This window comes from Enterobacter sp. AN-K1, assembly GCF_020971765.1.
Lineage (GTDB): Bacteria > Pseudomonadota > Gammaproteobacteria > Enterobacterales > Enterobacteriaceae > Enterobacter > Enterobacter hormaechei_C.
Window position 1 is genome coordinate 668,413 of the sequence record NZ_CP087390.1, and the last position, 16,965, is coordinate 685,377.

12 protein-coding genes and 1 tRNA gene are annotated in these 16,965 nt (G+C 55.4%); 5 read left to right on the forward strand and 8 right to left on the reverse strand.

Translation table 11 applies throughout. The features are described 5' to 3' along the window. Positions 1 to 14: 14 nt before the first annotated feature. Both yejM and LOC22_RS03215 read left to right on the forward strand, forming a co-directional pair. A complete protein-coding gene (yejM, locus tag LOC22_RS03210; RefSeq protein ID WP_230239350.1) occupies positions 15 to 1,775 on the forward strand; it encodes an LPS biosynthesis-modulating metalloenzyme YejM in 1,761 nt (586 codons plus the stop codon). Positions 1,776 to 1,848: 73 nt separating this feature from the next. Then, positions 1,849 to 1,925: transfer RNA gene (locus tag LOC22_RS03215), tRNA-Pro, on the forward strand. 66 nt (positions 1,926 to 1,991) lie between these two features. On the opposite strand, the gene LOC22_RS03220 is transcribed toward LOC22_RS03215, so the two are convergent. Next, the gene (locus tag LOC22_RS03220) at positions 1,992 to 2,252 is read right to left on the reverse strand and encodes a DUF2534 family protein (protein ID WP_006811332.1); all 261 of its coding nucleotides are present in this window, start codon (positions 2,250 to 2,252) and stop codon (positions 1,992 to 1,994) included. Positions 2,253 to 2,455: 203 nt separating this feature from the next. Here LOC22_RS03220 and eco point away from each other — a divergent pair, with 203 nt between their 5' ends. Continuing rightward, complete coding sequence (eco, locus tag LOC22_RS03225; RefSeq protein ID WP_032103230.1) at positions 2,456 to 2,965, forward strand: serine protease inhibitor ecotin; 510 nt, start codon at positions 2,456 to 2,458, stop codon at positions 2,963 to 2,965. 134 nt (positions 2,966 to 3,099) lie between these two features. Here the strand turns inward: eco and mqo are convergent, their stop codons facing one another. Further along, entirely contained in the window at positions 3,100 to 4,749 is a 1,650-nt protein-coding gene (mqo, locus tag LOC22_RS03230; protein WP_032103229.1) for a malate dehydrogenase (quinone), read from the reverse strand. Between the two features lie 187 nt (positions 4,750 to 4,936). On the opposite strand from mqo, the gene LOC22_RS03235 reads away from it, so the two are divergent. Beyond that, positions 4,937 to 6,232, forward strand: coding sequence for a SulP family inorganic anion transporter (locus LOC22_RS03235; RefSeq protein WP_032682255.1), 1,296 nt, complete (start codon positions 4,937 to 4,939; stop codon positions 6,230 to 6,232). Here LOC22_RS03235 and mgtE read toward each other — a convergent pair. The 6 genes from mgtE to LOC22_RS03265 all read right to left on the reverse strand — a co-directional run bounded on the left by mgtE (position 6,195) and on the right by LOC22_RS03265 (position 13,537). Then, positions 6,195 to 7,631: a magnesium transporter gene (gene mgtE, locus LOC22_RS03240; RefSeq protein WP_006811337.1), complete on the reverse strand. Its 1,437-nt coding sequence runs from the start codon at positions 7,629 to 7,631 to the stop codon at positions 6,195 to 6,197. The two genes, LOC22_RS03235 and mgtE, sit on opposite strands and share 38 nt — an antisense overlap. 140 nt (positions 7,632 to 7,771) lie before the next feature. Beyond that, complete coding sequence (locus tag LOC22_RS03245; protein WP_230239351.1) at positions 7,772 to 9,415, reverse strand: multidrug ABC transporter permease/ATP-binding protein; 1,644 nt, start codon at positions 9,413 to 9,415, stop codon at positions 7,772 to 7,774. 76 nt (positions 9,416 to 9,491) lie between these two features. Next, entirely contained in the window at positions 9,492 to 10,142 is a 651-nt protein-coding gene (gene alkB, locus LOC22_RS03250) for a DNA oxidative demethylase AlkB (RefSeq protein ID WP_230239352.1), read from the reverse strand. Continuing rightward, on the reverse strand, positions 10,142 to 11,200 hold the full coding sequence (ada, locus tag LOC22_RS03255) for a bifunctional DNA-binding transcriptional regulator/O6-methylguanine-DNA methyltransferase Ada (protein WP_230239353.1): 1,059 nt from the start codon (positions 11,198 to 11,200) through the stop codon (positions 10,142 to 10,144). Before ada ends, alkB begins: the two co-directional genes overlap by 1 nt. Before the next feature lie 72 nt (positions 11,201 to 11,272). Next, the gene (apbE, locus tag LOC22_RS03260) at positions 11,273 to 12,328 is read right to left on the reverse strand and encodes an FAD:protein FMN transferase ApbE (protein WP_015572290.1); all 1,056 of its coding nucleotides are present in this window, start codon (positions 12,326 to 12,328) and stop codon (positions 11,273 to 11,275) included. A 114-nt stretch (positions 12,329 to 12,442) separates the two neighbouring features. Further along, positions 12,443 to 13,537: a porin OmpC gene (locus LOC22_RS03265; protein ID WP_032648928.1), complete on the reverse strand. Its 1,095-nt coding sequence runs from the start codon at positions 13,535 to 13,537 to the stop codon at positions 12,443 to 12,445. 745 nt (positions 13,538 to 14,282) lie between these two features. On the opposite strand from LOC22_RS03265, the gene rcsD reads away from it, so the two are divergent. After that, complete coding sequence (gene rcsD, locus LOC22_RS03270; protein ID WP_017383411.1) at positions 14,283 to 16,955, forward strand: phosphotransferase RcsD; 2,673 nt, start codon at positions 14,283 to 14,285, stop codon at positions 16,953 to 16,955. The last annotated feature ends 10 nt before the right edge of the window (positions 16,956 to 16,965 follow it).

Consider the following 16,965-nt stretch of genomic DNA (forward strand, 5'->3'; position numbering starts at 1 on the left):
ACGAACAACAGTTTATGGTGACGAATCGTCAGCGCTACCGTGAAAAAGTCTCCCAGATGGTCAGCTGGGGGCACTGGTTTGCCCTGTTCAACATTCTGTTGGCGATGGTGCTCGGCTGCCGTTATCTGTTTGTGGCGGACTGGCCAACCACGTTAACCGGGCGCATCTACTCGTGGATGAGCCTTGTTGGTCACTTTAGCTTTCTGGTCTTCGCCACCTATCTGCTGATCCTGTTCCCACTGACGTTTATCGTCATGTCGCAGCGGCTGATGCGCTTCCTGTCCGCCATTCTTGCGACGGCGGGCATGACGCTGTTGCTGATCGACAGCGAAGTCTTTACCCGCTTCCACCTGCACCTGAATCCTGTCGTCTGGGAGCTGGTAATTAACCCGGATCAGAACGAGACCGCGCGCGACTGGCAGCTGATGTTTATCAGCGTGCCGATCATCCTGCTGATCGAAATGCTGTTCGCCACGTGGAGCTGGCAAAAACTCCGCAGTCTGACCCGACGCCGCCATTATGCGAAGCCCGTCGCGGCGCTCTTTTTCGCCTCATTTATCGGTTCGCACCTGATGTATATCTGGGCAGATGCGAACTTCTACCGCCCGATTACCATGCAGCGCGCGAACCTGCCGCTCTCCTATCCGATGACGGCGCGTCGTTTCCTCGAAAAACACGGCCTGCTGGACGCGCAGGAGTATCAGCGTCGTCTGGTCGAACAGGGTAATCCGGAAGCGGTCAGCGTGCAGTATCCCCTGAGCGATCTGAAATATCGCGACATGGGCCGCGGTCAGAACGTGCTGCTGATTACCGTCGATGGCCTGAACTATTCCCGCTATGAGAAGCAGATGCCAGCGCTGGCTGAATTCGCTGAGAACAACATCGTATTCACTCAGCATATGAGCTCCGGTAATTCGACCGACGCGGGTATTTTCGGCCTGTTCTACGGCATTTCACCGAGCTATATGGACGGCGTGCTGTCGGCCCGTATTCCGGCGGCATTGATTACCGGGCTTAATCAGCAGGGCTACCAGCTGGGGCTGTTCGCCTCTGATGGTTTCAACAGCTCGCTGTACCGCCAGGCGCTGCTGTCTGATTTCTCACTGCCCGCCGCGCAGAGCCAGTCTGACGATCGGACCGCTGACCAGTGGATAGACTGGCTGAAGCGCTATGCGCAGGAAGATAACCGCTGGTTCTCCTGGGTTGCGTTTAACGGCACAACGCTTGATGACAGCAATCAGAAAGGCTTCGCGCGCCGCTATAGCCGTGCGGCGGGCGATGTCGATGCGCAGATCGGCCGCGTGCTGACCGCCCTGCGCGACGCGGGCAAGCTGGATAATACGGTCGTGATTATCACGGCGGGGCATGGCGTGCCGCTCGGCGACGAGGCGAAGGGCATGGAGTGGTCGCGTCCGAACCTGCATGTTCCCCTGGTGATCCACTGGCCGGGCACTCCCGCGCAGCGCATCAACATGCTCACCGACCATAAAGACGTCATGACCACGTTAATGCAACGGCTGCTGCACGTCAGCACACCGGCAATTGAGTACTCGCAGGGACAAGACCTCTTTAGCGCCACGCGGCGTCATAACTGGGTCACGGCTGCTGGCGGAAACACGCTGGTGGTGACCACGCCAACGTTGTCCCTGGTGCTGAACAGCAATGGCAATTACCAGACGTATAACCTCGAAGGTGAGAAGCTGAATGACCAGAAGCCGCAGCTCAGTTTGCTGTTGCAGGTGCTGACAGACGAGAAGCGCTTTATCGCTAACTGATTATTTATGAATCAGTTAGCGTTGCTTGCCCCTTGCATTCAAAAAGGAATCGAGTAGTATTCCTTTTATGCGTCGGCACGTAGCGCAGCCTGGTAGCGCACCGTCATGGGGTGTCGGGGGTCGGAGGTTCAAATCCTCTCGTGCCGACCAAAACTACACAAAAAAACCAGCCGCTTATGGCTGGTTTTTTATTGCCTGTCTCCGCATGCGCAATGCTTAGTGTTTTTCACGCCCACCGAGAAAGAAAATCCCCAGCGGAATCGCCAGCAGGACGGTAAACACCAGGCTGTAAACAAAGATCATCGCCGATTGCAGGACAAACATGCTGGTTGTCCAGGCAGAGAGCGGGATGTTGTACTGCTCAATCACACCGACAATGGTTGCTCGCCCCACGCATGCGGCAGCAATCATAAATACAACCAGTAACGCCAGCAGGAACTTGCGGCCTTCAGGTGTCTTCAGTTTTTCCCGTACCATCTCCCCTCCCTTTACAGATGAATAACAATAATTAACGCGTAAAATAACACGATTGCCGCCCCGACTCCAACGCAGCATTAAACACCACAAAAAGAACACCAAAGCAGTGTATTACTCCATTTAAATTGAAAACATGAGTAAATTGCGCCAACCATTCACGTACGTTATGTTAGTCTTTACCGGATCGTTTTGACAAAAAAGGAATGACAGTGAAAAACGCACCTAAATTTGCCATCGCCCTCATCGCCGCTGCGTGCGCCAGCAGCAGTGCTTTCGCCAGCGAAACCCGGAAAGAGCAGCCGCTGGAAAAAGTTGCTCCGTATCCGCAAGCGGACAAAGGGATGAAGCGCCAGGTTATTCAGCTCCCGGCTCAGCAGGATGAAGCAAATTTCAAAGTTGAGCTGTTAATCGGCCAGACGCTGGAAGTGGACTGCAACCAGCATCGCCTGGGCGGCCAGCTGGAAAGCAAAACGCTGGAAGGCTGGGGCTATGACTACTATGTCTTCGACAAAGTAACCTCGCCAGTCTCCACCATGATGGCGTGCCCGGACGGCAAGAAAGAGAAGAAATTTATTACCGCGTATCTGGGTGATAACAGTCTGCTGCGCTATAACAGCAAGCTGCCGATCGTCGTATACACGCCGGAAAACGTGGATGTGAAATATCGCGTATGGAAGGCGGATGAGACGGTAGGACAAGCGGTAGTTCGTTAATAATAAGTCGGGTGGCGCTCTCGCTTACCCGACCAGGAAAGGGTGCGTTCTGGTGCCCTCACCCCAACCCTCTCCCACCGGGAGAGGGAGAAAACACTAAAAACGGTAACGGATGTTACCGTTTTGCGTTTACCTTACAGCGCGATATCCGCTACCGGCTTGCTTTCCGCCTGAGGCTTCAGCTCTGCCTTTGGCGCAGCATCCGCAGCCTGCGGTTTGACGTATTGCAGTTGCAGAACGCGGCTGGTGTATTCCAGCTCTTGTTCCGTGGCTTCAACGTTACCGTTCAGCTTCGTACCGTAGGATGGAATAATGGTTTTCAGCTTCGCCTGCCATTCCGGACTGGATACTTTGTCCTTAAACACTTTTTCCATCAGGTGCAGCATGATTGGCGCAGCGGTAGACGCCCCCGGAGATGCCCCCAGCAGCGCGGCAATGGTGCCATCCTTATCGCTTACCACTTCGGTACCCAGACGCAGCACGCCGCCCTCTTTCGGATCGCGTTTGATAATCTGCACGCGCTGACCCGCCTGCCACAGACGCCAGTCTTCTTTCTTCGCCTGCGGATAGTACTCTTTCAGCGCCTCGAAGCGTTCTTCATCAGAGAGCATCACCTGGCTAATCAGGTATTTCACCAGATCGAAGTTATCCAGCCCCACGTCCATCATTGGCTTAACGTTTGACGTCGTGGTCGCGCTCAGCAGATCCCACAGGGAACCGTTTTTCAGGAATTTGGTGGAGAATGTGGCGAACGGCCCGAACAGCACTACGCGCTTACCGTCCAGCATGCGGGTGTCGATATGCGGAACGGACATCGGTGGTGCGCCCACAGAGGCCTGACCGTACACTTTAGCCAGATGACGGTTAACCACTTCCGGGTTTTCCGACACCAGGAACTGGCCGCCGACCGGGAAGCCCGCGTAGTCGTCCGCTTCCGGAATACCGGACTCCTGCAACAGTTTCAGCGCCGCGCCGCCCGCACCGATAAACACGAACTTCGCCTTAATCACATGCTCGGCTTCGTTGTTTTTCAGATCGGCAACGGTCACGCTCCAGCTGTTATCCGCGTTGCGCTTGAAACCACGCACTTCGGAGCTGAGTTGCAGGTTAAAGTTCTCTTTTTTCTTCAGAGAGGACACCAGCTGACGGGTGATTTCACCGTAGTTAACGTCAGTACCAATTTCAGTGCGGGTCGCCGCTACTTTCTGGTTCGGATCGCGGCCTTCCATGACCAGCGGCGCCCACTCTTTGATTTGAGCGTGATCTTCAGAGTATTTCATCCCGCGGAAAAGCGTGCTCTGTTGCAGGGCAGCGTAGCGCGCGCGCAGGAAGTTGACGTTTTGATCGCCCCACACAAAGCTCATGTGCGGTACGGTGTTGATGAAGGAGTGCGGATTGTGCAACACACCGCTGTTCACCTGGTGAGACCAGAACTGACGTGAGATCTGGAACGCTTCGTTGATCTCTACCGCCTTCTCGATACTAATGGAACCGTCCTTTTTCTGCGGCGTATAGTTCAGTTCCATGAGTGCCGAGTGCCCCGTCCCGGCGTTGTTCCAGCCGTTAGAGCTTTCCTGTGCCACGCCATCGAGGCGCTCGACCATGGTCATGGACCAGTTCGGCTCCAATTCCTGAAGATACGTTCCCAGCGTGGCGCTCATGATGCCGCCACCAATTAAAAGGACATCCGTTTCCTGCTCTTTTGGTGCGTCAGCCTTCGCCGCCATCGAGACGGCGTTCAGCCCCACGGCCAGAGAAAAGAGCACGGCAGTCATTTTTTTCATCATTTATGCCTTAGTTGAATAGTGCTTGATGCGTGGAAATTACAGGTGAAACACGCTGCGGTGGCACGGTAGCAACTTTTAAATATTGTTTAAAGGTTACGAAATTATTGTAATTGTGAAATTTAATGATGGATTGTTTGTAGGGATTTGGCAGACAGGCTGGCACCCGACGATTTTCCTGGCTATCATGCTGCACTTTGTGATCGCGCGCACGGAAGCCTGCCCCTACCAGCGAATTGTTATGTCATTACCCCACTCGTCTGTACCTCAAGAAGGCCATGTCGCCACTGTTTTACGTTCGCCTCACCGTCTGATGCGCGAAACCCTGGCCGGTGTGATTACCGCGCTGGCGCTGATCCCGGAAGTGATTTCGTTTTCCGTGGTCGCGGGCGTGGATCCGAAAGTGAGCCTTATCGCCTCCGTGGTGCTCTGTTTCGCCCTTTCCCTGCTCGGCGGGCGTCCGGCCATGGTGACGGCGGCGGCAGGTTCCGTCGCGCTGGTGATTGGGCCGATGGTCCATCAACACGGCGTACAGTACATTCTGCCCGCGGTGGTGATGGCAGGCGTGATTCAGATCCTGTTCGGCGCGCTGGGTATGGCGCGGTTGATGCGCTTTATTCCCCAGTCGGTGATGACCGGGTTTGTTAACGCCCTTGGCATTTTGATTTTCTTTGCCCAGGTGCCCCATTTCTGGAGCCGAAGCCCGCTGATTGTGGGCCTGTTCGTGCTGACGCTGCTGATTGTGCTCTGGGTGCCACGCTATATCAAAAACGTGCCCTCCCCGCTGATTGCCATTGTGCTGCTGACTTTGTTCACCGTCACCAGCGGGCAAATCCTGCCGACGGTAGGGGATGAAGGTTCCATGGGCGGCGGTTTGCCGGGCTTTACGCAACTGCTGGTGCCGCTCAATCTGGAAACCCTGAGCATCATCTGGCCGTGCGCGCTAAGTATCGCTTTCGTTGGCCTGCTGGAATCCTTGTTGACGGCAAAACTGGTGGACGAGCTGACCGCTACCCCCTCCAGTAAGCGCCGCGAGAGCATCGGGCTGGGCGTGGGCAATATTATGGCCGGGTTCTACGGCGGCATTGCGGGCTGCGCGATGATTGGGCAGACCATCGTTAACGTGGAGATGGGGAAAGGCAGAAGCCGTATCTCCACCCTTGCGGCGGGCATCGTACTGCTGGTGCTGGTTACGGCGCTCAGCGAGGTGATGGCCAAAATTCCGATGGCGGTACTGGCGGGAATTATGGCCATTGTGGCCGTCAAGACCTTTAGCTGGCATAGCGTTCAGCCCGGAACGCTGAAAAACGCGCCGGTGGCTGAAACCGTCGTGATGCTGGTGACGGTTGTGGCAACGGTTTTCACCGGCAACCTGGCGATTGGCGTGCTGGGCGGGATTGTGATGATGTTCATCCTCCCTGCCCGACTTAAGCAAAAAGCGCTGGCTACAGAAGAAAAATCGTCGCCAGTCCAAGAAAAATAAAGAAACCGCCGGTATCGGTAATGGCGGTGATCATCACGCTCGACCCCACCGCGGGGTCGCGCCCCAGCCGGGTCATGGTCAACGGGATAATCACGCCCATCATCGCCGCCACCAGCAGGTTCAGCACCATCGCCAGCATCATGACCCCGCCCAGCGCCATATCATCATACAGCCACCAGGTAATGCCGCCCATGATGCCGCCCCAGACCAGGCCGTTAATCAGCGCGACGCCCATCTCCCTGAAAATCAGCCACGAGAAATTACCCGGCTGTATGTTTTCCAGCGCCAGGGCGCGAACGATCATGGTGATAGTCTGGTTGCCGGTGTTCCCGCCGATCCCCGCCACAATCGGCATCAGCGACGCCAGGGCCACCAGCTGGGAAATGGTATGTTCGAAGCCGTCAATAACGCGGGACGCCACGAACGCGGTGCATAAATTGATGGCGAGCCACGCCCAGCGCGTTTTGACGGCCTTGCCGACGGAGGCATGAACGTCATCTTCGGCACTGATCCCGCCAAGGGCACGCAGGTCGTTATCGGTCTCTTCATAGACCACGTCAACGATCTCATCGATGGTCAGACGCCCCATCAGCTTGCCCACCGAATCCACCACCGCCGCGCTCACCAGGTCATCACGTTCGAAGGTACGCGCCGCTTTTTCGGCATCGTCTTCCGGCGAGAAGACCATCGGCTCGGTTTCCATGACCTCACTCACCCGCTGCTGGGTGCTGTTCAGCAGGATCGTTTTCAGCTCCAGCTCCCCGAGCAGAGTTTTATCCCGCGAGGTGACGAACAGTTTATCGGTGTTGTCCGGCATACTGCCCAGGCGACGAAGATAGCGCTGCACCGTACCCAGGGTGACGTCCGGGCGCACGGTGATGACGCCAAACTCCATGATCGCGCCGACGCTGTTTTTCTCGTAGTGCATCACCTGACGCACGCGCGCCCGCTCTTCAGCAGGCAGGGAAGCCAGCAGGCGTCCGGTCAGGTTGCGCGGAAGATGCTGAACGAGGTAAATCTGCTCATCGATATCCAGCGTTTGCAGGGCGTCAAGAATGTCCCGGTCGCTCATCTCATCGATAAGGTCATCCCAGACGTTTTCCGAGGCTTCAAGCAATACCTGACCGCGCTCGTGATCCTGCACCAGCCGCCACAGGGCGTGGCGCTCTTCGGAAGGCAATGCCTCCAGGGTGTCCGCCAGGTCCGGGGGCGGTAAATGTGCAACCAGCGCACCTACCTCAGCAATATCGTCGGCCAGCGTGCCGACATCATATTGCTCAGCCAGGGTTAGCTTACCCAATAACGTTGACGTGACCGCTTTATCGGTCGTCAGGAGCCAGATGAGCCGCGCACGCTCCTGGTCACGCTGCCTGGCGCTGTTTTTCTTTAATACCGACATCAATCATAAATCCATTAAATGAGTTGGCGTTAAGCATAGCGCGGGGATATGTAAATAAGAATAAACGGCGGGTCGGGATGGAGAAAAAAACGGCATATATGAAAAATTAGTGTGCCGGGCGCCACCCGGCACAATTGCAATCAGGCCGTACGCGCCACCGCGTCCCGTGACGCCGCATCGCGCTCATCGCCGGTCAGCTCGCTCAGCTTGCCGTCGCGCATCTCCAGCAGACGGTCGGCGTGAATGAAGTAGTGATCGTCATGGCTGATGGCAAAAATGGTTTTTCCCATCGCCTGCATCAGCGGCAGCAGGACCTGATAAAACTCGCGACGGAAGTGCGGGTCCTGATCGGCGGCCCACTCATCCAGCAGGATGATGTCACGCTCCTCGGCCAGGGCCAGCAGCAACGCCACGCGCTTCTTCTGCCCTTTCGACAGCTTCAGATTCAGGATTTTGCCATCCTGGAGCTCCAGCTTGTGCGACATTTGCAGGTGCGCAAGCCACTTCTCCACCAGCGCCGGATCCGCCTGCTGCCCTTCCGGTCCCAGCAGCCGGTCGAACAGCCAGACGTCGGTAAATACCGCCGAGAAGAGCTTGCGGTAGTCCTCCGGTTTCTCCGCGCTCAGCGCTTTACCATCCAGCAAAATTTCACCCGCCTGCGGCTGGTAGAGGCCCGTCAGCAGCATCGCCAGCGTAGATTTGCCGCTGCCGTTGCCGCCGATAAGGAACAGCAGTTCGCCGCGGTGAATGGTCAGGTTTATCGGCCCTACGGAGAAGGCGTTATCCTGATAGCGGAAGGTAACGTTACGCAGCTCCAGCGTTTGCCAGTTCGGGAAGGCCTGCGGGCGCGGGAACTCAGCCTTAAACAGCGCAAGGTCGAATTTCTTCAGCTTGTTGAAGGCCACCTGAGCGCTCAGCAGCGTCGGCAGTGCGCCAACGGCCGACAGCAGCGGCGTGCGTAAAAACAGCAGCGTCAGGGAGTAGGTTGCCGCCACGTTGGTATCGGCCCACCCCAGGCTGTTCGCCATCCAGAACACCAGGCCAATCGCGCCCAGCATCATGATATTGGACCAGTTCACGGCGCTCAGGTGGAACGTATCGGCGCGGATAATGTGATGACGATATTCGTGCGCATCCGGGATATAGAGATGGTTGAAGATATGCTCGGCACGCTCGCGGTTCAGTGTCAGCTCTTTGCGCCCTTCCAGCACCGTCTGATAATCGTTATAGAGCTTGTCTTCCGTTTCGCGCAGCACCGCCATGTGCTTATAGACGCGTGATACCAGCAGGAACCCGCCCCAGATGGTAATAACAATCCACAGCGCCGTAACCGCCAGCATTTTGCTGGAGAGCCAGGCGAGATAGGCTGCCGAGCCAAATGTCAGGATGATCCCCTGCACCAGCTCCGGCAGGCGCACAAAGGCGATGGTAATGGCGCGCACATCGCTGGTCAGCCCCGCCAGCAGAGAGGCACTTCCCAGCTGCTCGATGCGTTCCACCTGAGTATCAAGGATCCGTTTGATGAACTCACTGCGCAGACGGAAAACGAAATGGTGGCCGAGGGCGGTCAGCGCCAGCTGTGACCCGAGCGTGACTGCCATCAGCAGCAGCAGTAAACCCAGAAATTCCGGCAGGACGGAGAGTGACGTGTCGACCATTTCGATCAAACGCACGTTAATGAAGGCAATCAGGCCGATCCCCAGCGCCGCGCTGGCAAGGCTTAACGCCATCACCGCGATAAAAGGCCAGCGATACTGCCGCCAGACAAGAAGAAGTAGTTGCATGCAGAGCAATCCGGACAAGAAAAATCAGCCAGCAGTGTAAACTGCCTTTCACACACATCAAGAATAATTCTTATTTTTATTCTCTGTATGCCGCCTGACGGAACGTGAGGTTGTAGCGAAATGCCCCCGCCACCGGGTGATCGCCAGGTTTAAGCGGCTGAATACCGTGGTAAAAAAGCCGTGATTCACCGCCCCAGACCACCACATCACCATGCTCCAGCATCAGCCGTTTGAGCGGGTCGTTGCGCCGCAGGCCGCCAAACTGAAAGACAGCGGGCAGCCCAAGGGATACCGAGACGATCGGCGCGCGCAGGTCCGGCTCGTCCTTATCCTGATGCAAGGAGAGCTTTGCCCCAACGGCATAGCGGTTGATAAGACAGGCATCGGGTCGAAAATCAGGATAGCCGGCCGCCACGGCGGCGTCATGACACAGCGCCTGAAACGCCTCCGGCATCGGCGGCCACGGCTGATCCGTCAGCGGATCGTTCGCGGCATATACATAGCCCCGCTCATTCGTTGCCCATCCCAGTTCGCCGCAGTTGCTCATCGCCACGGACATGGTATACCCGCCCGGCGTAACCATATGGCGAAACGGCGAACAAGCGGTAACGGCATCAATACCGTCGAACAGCGCCGCCGCGCGGGAAAGCGCGAAGCGTCTCAGGATCGTCGCCCCCGGCGCGAGCGGCTCGTGCCAGGGTTCAGCATCAGCAAAAAGATCGAGCATTATCCCTCCGGTTTGTTCGCCTCACGTTTCAACAATAGCATCTTACGCGCTGCTCCCCAGCGATAACCCGACAGCGCACCGTCGTTACGCACCACGCGGTGACAGGGGATGACTATCGCCAGTTTGTTGGCACCGCAGGCCCCCGCCACGGCACGTACGGCATTGGGTTTACCAATGGCCTTCGCCACCTGCTGATAGCTTGCCGTTTCACCGCAGGGGATATCCCGCAGCGCCTGCCAGACCTGCTGCTGGAAGGAGGTACCACGGATATCCAGCGGCAGCGTCAGCGGCGTCGCGCGGCTGTCGACAGAGGCAATAACCTGCCGAACACGCCCGGCAAACGCGCCTTCCATCGGTTCACGGACGGCAAGCGGAAACAGTGACAGCAGCTCAGCCGTCAGCCCGGCGTCGTCATCACCCAGCAGTATTGCGCAGATCCCGCGCTCGCTTTCCGCCACCAGACAGCGGCCCAGCGAGCAGTCACTGATGGCATAGCGGACCGCAGCCTCTCCGTTGCGGTACTGTTTTGCCGTCATGCCCAGCGCGCCGTTGGCTTTACGGTAGTAGCTGCTGCCGTCCGGAAAGCCAGCGGCCAGTACGGCGTCGGTGATTTTACCGCCCTGTGCAAGCAGGGTGCGCAGGCGTTGTTCACGCGCGGCCTGCTGCCATGCTTTCGGCGTCATGCCGGTGACGGATTTAAACAAGCGGTGGAAATGGAACGGACTCATGGCAACCTGCTGCGCCAGTGCCTCCAGGTTCAGCGCGGCATCCTGTTCAAGCAGTCGACAGGCCAGCGCAATGTTGGCCTTTTTCTGCGCCATAGGGTCGACCTGGTCCGGCCTACAGCGCTTACAGGGGCGGAAACCCGCCTGCGCGGCCTGGTGAGCATCAGGATAAAAGCAGACATTTTTACGCAGCGCGTGGCGGGCGCGGCAGGACGGGCGACAATAAATGCCGGTCGTCTGCACGGCAAAGACAAACTGGTTATCCGCACGCGGATCGCGGGCCAGTACGGCCTGCCAGCGATCCTCATCGGTAAGATAGGTTGTGTTTTTCATTATCGGCTCCTCTTACAAGCATACGCTCAGCTTGCCTGAACGCCACCGAACAAAAACCCGCAACCTTGCTTTTTAATTTTTTTCGCTCACCAGGAAGCTATTGAACTGCGGCGAACTCCAGGTTTTAAATCCGTCAGCCTCTTTGGTGATCATATAGACGGCCAGCCCTTCCTGACGCACCACCTCTTTGGCCTTCTCCGTGCCGAGCACCATCAATCCGGTATCCCAGGCATCCGCTTCCAGCGCGGTTGGGGCTATCACCGTCACGGACACCAGGTTGTGGGTAATCGGGCGTCCGGTTTGCGGATCAATCACGTGCGAGATACGTTTGCCATCCAGCTCGTAATAGTTGCGGTAGCTTCCGGAGGTGCTTATACCGTGCCCGTTGATGTCGACAATCGCCTGCACCGCGTTCTGCTGATCGGTTGGTTTTTGGATGGCCACTCGCCACGGCCTGCCGCTGGCGTTCATGCCCCGGCTGACGAGCGCGCCCCCGACGGAAACCAGATAACGCGGAATGCCTTCCTGCGCCATCAGGGCCGCGAGATGATCCGCAGCATACCCCTCGCCTACCGTGGAGAGATCGACAAACAGGTCGGGAATATCTTTTTGCAGGTATTGCTGACCGTACTGGGAGATCACCGCCAGATGCTGTAACCCTGTACGGGCGCGGGCGTCGTCGATGGCGGCTTGATCGGGTGTAGTCACCGGCTGCTTGTTGGGGCCAAATCCCCACAGGTTCACCAGCGGCCCCACGGTCACATCCATTGCGCCATTGGTTTTGTAGCCCACGCGCATGGATTCCGTGACGATATCGGCCATCGCTTCGCTCACCGGCCACAGCGAGGTGCTGCTGGAGCGATTGAAACGCATCAGCGCTGAGTCATTTTTATAGGTAGAGAGTAGCTGATCGTCGGCATCCAGCTGCGCCTGAATTTTACCGCGTAATTCTTCAGCGCGGGATTTATCAATATCCATCACGCTGACGCGCCAGAAGGTCCCCATGGTTTTCCCTTCCAGCACCGTCGCGGCGGGTGCGTCGATTTTTGCGGGCTGTGTGGAAGAGTCACACGCGGTCAGGAGTAAAAAAGTCGCCAGAACGCTGGCGCGTAAAAAAGTCATATCCATTGGTTATTATCCTCATGCCAGGGCGGCAAGAGTACACTAAAACAGCGTATTTGTAAGACCCTAAAAAAGCATGAAAAAAGGGGCCTGATGGCCCCTTTGTCGCTGTATGAGCAATTAGAACTGGTAAACCAGACCCAGCGCGACGATATCGTCAGTACCGATACCTGCTGCGCGAGTGAAGTCGTTCTCATCAACCAGGTTGATTTTGTAATCAACGTAGGTGGACATGTTTTTGTTGAAGTAGTAAGTCGCGCCAACATCAACATATTTCAGCAGATCCTGGTCGCCGTAGCCGTTTTCCAGGTCCTTACCTTTAGATTGCAGGTACGCCACGGATGGACGCAGACCGAAGTCGAACTGATACTGCGCAACCACTTCGAAGTTCTGCGCTTTGTTAGCCCAGCCCAGGTCGCCCGCACGGGTCGCGTTGTAAGTCTGAGTATACTGTGCAGCCAGGTAGATGTTGTTCGCGTCGTATTTCAGACCACCGGTATAGGTCTCTGCGCGATCGCCTTCACCGTAGAAGCCCGCAGCGTTCTGGTCAGCAGTACGTTTAGAACTGGTAACTGCCGTACCGATAGCGAAGCCTTCGCCCAGATCGTAGGTCAGAGAGCCGCCGTAGCCATCACCGTTCTGACGCAGCGCGTCACGACCGTTGTTGGTCTGGCCTTCGCCGCTTGCGCTGCCGTTTTTACCCTGGTACTGCAACGCGAAGTTCAGACCATCAACCAGACCGAAGAAGTCCTGGTTACGGTAGGTCGCGAAGCCGTTACCACGCTGCTGCATGAAGTTGTCAGAACCGTAGGTATCGCCGCCGAATTCCGGCAGAACGTCGGTCCATGAAGTCACATCGTAAACAACGCCGTAGTTACGACCGTAGTCGAATGAACCCGCATCAGCGAATTTCAGACCTGCGAACGCCACACGCGTCCATGAGTTGTTTTCGTTCTCACCAGAGTTACCCTGGATCTGGTATTCCCACTGGCCGTAACCGGTCAGCTGGTCGTTAACCTGAGTTTCGCCTTTGAAGCCCAGACGCATGTAGGTCTGGTCGCCGTCTGCACTGTCGTCATCAGAGAAATAGTGCAGACCATCCACTTTACCGTACAGATCTAATTTGTTGCCGTCTTTGTTATAAATTTCAGCCGCATTTGCTGCGCCTGCCACCAGCAGAGCTGGTACCAGGAGGGACAGTACTTTAACTTTCATTTTATTAACCCTCTGTTATATGCCTTATTATTTACCACTGCTTACTGGTCAACCCTCTTAACCAGTCGGCAAGTTCATTCTCCTCAAAAATGCAGAATAATCCAACAGGAATATGATACGAAAACTTTGAAGATGTTTCACTTTACCATCAACATGTTTCAATTTGTAAATTTGAAGGAACTTTTACAGAGCATAAATAGTTTAAAAATATAGCACGGATAATCAAAACAAAAATATATTCTATTTAATACAAGTGATTAGCTTAAAAAACAGTACAGCACTGAATGACAAAAAAATTCCCTTCAACACCACTAAAATAACTCTCGCTATCATCATTAACTTTATTTATTACCGTCATTCAGTTCTGAATGTCTGTTTATCCCTAATTGAACCGGATGCTTCGCATTCGGTTTTTTTTTTACCTTTCTTTACGTCAGCCTACATTTTATGTGCTACCCCTCAGAAATGATAACGACTATTAACTAAATCCAGCATCCGGCTTTCGCTGAATTCTTTTTTATGCTATTGAAATTAATTTCTTGTTTATTCGTGCTATTTTCCTGCCGGTGCGATCGCGTATTTATACATTTCACGGGGTTTTGTACACCTTTCATCCGGGGACGTTGAAGCCGCTTACCCGGATAAAAAGTCAAGGTCATACCGTTAACGACGCTGGAAATTCAGTTATTACCCTTTATACTGCCCTATCCCATTACCGCGCGGCCATTACGGGTTAAACACATCAATGAGTCAGACTGAAACTACCGCCCCGAGCAAATTCTCCCTTCTACCGGGCAGCATCACCCGTTTCTTTCTTCTGTTGATCGTTGTGCTGTTAGTCACAATGGGGGTGATGGTTCAGAGCGCCGTTAATACCTGGCTTAAAGATAAAAGCTATCAAATCGTCGATATCACCCATGCGGTGCATAAGCGCATTGATACGTGGCGCTATGCGACCTGGCAAATCTACGACAATATCGCTGCCGCGCCTGCCACCTCGTCAGGCGAAGGGTTGCAGGAAACGCGCCTTAAGCAGGATGTGTATTACCTTGAAAAACCGCAGCGCAAGACGGAAGCCCTGATTTTCGGCTCGCACGACAGCGCAACGCTTGAGATGACGCAGCGGATCTCCTCCTATCTGGACACCCTGTGGGGCGCCGAGACCGTACCGTGGTCAATGTATTACCTGAACGGTCAGGACAACAGCATGATCCTGATCTCGACCCTGCCGCTTAAGGATCTTTCGTCCGGCTTTAAAGAGACCACCGTTGGCAGTATTGTGGATTCCCGTCGGGCAGAAATGCTGCAACAGGCCAACGCGCTGGACGAGCGAGAAAGTTTCTCGTCATTACGCCGTCTTGCCTGGCAGAATGGCCACTACTTTACGCTGCGAACCACCTTTAACCAGCCGGGCCATCTGGCGACCGTGGTTGCCTTCGACCTGCCGATTAACGATCTCATCCCACCGGATATGCCGCTGGACAGTTTCCGTCTGGAGCCAGACAACAGCACCCAAAATATGCGCACGCCGTCGGATAAAGAAGGCGCGGACAGCGTAGCGATCTCCTTTAATGGCTCAAAGATTGAGATTGCCTCATCGCTCAACTCAACCGGTATGCGTCTGGTGTGGCAGGTGCCTTTTGGCACCCTGATGCTTGATACTCTGCAAAACATTCTGCTGCCGCTGTTGCTGAATATTGGCCTGCTGGCGCTGGCGCTGTTTGGCTACAGCACCTTCCGTTTCCAGTCGGGCCGCCAGAGCGACTCGACGTCGGTATCAGCCGGGACCAGCAACGAGTTGCGCATTCTTCGTGCCCTGAATGAAGAGATTATTTCCGTGCTGCCGCTTGGGGTGCTCGTTCACGACCAGGAGGCTAACCGCACGGTAATGAGCAATAAAATTGCCGATCACCTTCTGCCGCATCTTAACCTGCAAAATATTACGGCCATGGCGGACCAGCACCAGGGCGTTATTCAGGCCACCGTTAATAATGAACTGTATGAGATCCGTCAGTTCCGCAGTCAGGTCGCCTCGCGCACGCAAATCTTCATCATTCGCGATCAGGATCGCGAAGTGCTGGTGAATAAAAAGCTCAAGCAGGCGCAAAGGCTGTACGAGAAAAACCAACATGGCCGCGCGGCGTTTATGCAAAATATTGGCGATGCCTTTAAACAACCGTTGAAGTCACTCGCCACGCAGATTGCTGATCTGAGCACGCCGGAAAGCCGACAGCTCAGCAGCCAGGCCGACTCCCTGGTTCGTCTGGTGGACGAAATCCAGCTTGCGAACATGCTGGAGAATGACATCTGGAAGGGCACCCCTACGCTCTTCTCCATCCAGGACCTGATTGATGAGGTGGTGCCGGAAGTCCTGCCGGTGATCAAGCGCAAGGGACTCCAGCTGCTGATCAACAACCATTTACCGGCCAACGACGAACGTCACGGCGATCGCGATGCCCTGCGTCGCATCCTGATGATGTTGATACAGTATGCCGTCACCACGACGCAGATCGGCAAGATCACCCTTGAAGTCAGCACCGATGAGTCCACCGACGATCGTCTGACGTTCCGCATTCTGGATACGGGCGAAGGCGTCACAGTGAGCGAAATTGATAACCTGCACTTCCCGTTCCTGAACGATACCCAGCGCGACCACTACGGCAAGGCGAATGCCCTCACCTTCTGGCTTTGCGATCAGCTGGCGCGTAAGCTGGGCGGTCATCTGAACATCAAGGCGCGCGAATCCCTCGGCACCCGCTACTCTTTACACGTGAAAATGGCGGCGAATCCCCAGGAAGAGGATGAAGAGCGTCTGCTGGACGATGTGGTGGTGATGGTGGATGTGACCTCCAGTGAGATCCGTAATATCGTCGTTCGTCAGCTGGAAAACTGGGGGGCGTCCTGCATTACCCCGGACGAAAGGCTCGCGAGTCAAGAATTTGATCTATTTTTAACTGATAATCCGTCTAATCTTACTGCCTCAGGCTTGCTTTTAAGCGATGATGAGCCAGGCGTGCGGAAAATCGGCCCTGGGCAGCTGCGCGTCAACTTTAATATGAGCAATGCAATGCAGGAAGCTGTATTACAACTGATTGAAGAGAATCTGGCGCAGGAAGAGATCCTGGAGTCACCGTTAGGCGGCGATGAAAATGCCGAACTCCATGCCAGCGGATATTATTCGCTCTTCGTTGATACAGTACCAGATGATGTTAAGCGGTTGTATACTGAGTCCGCTGCGCAGGATTTTGCAGCGCTGGCACAGACAGCACACCGGCTTAAAGGGGTGTTTGCCATGCTTAATCTGGTTCCCGGCAAGCAGTTATGTGAAACGCTGGAACATCTAATTCGTGAGAAAGATGCCTCTGGCATTGAAAAATACATCAGCGACATTGACGCTTACGTCAAGAGCTTGCTGTAGCAAGGTAGCC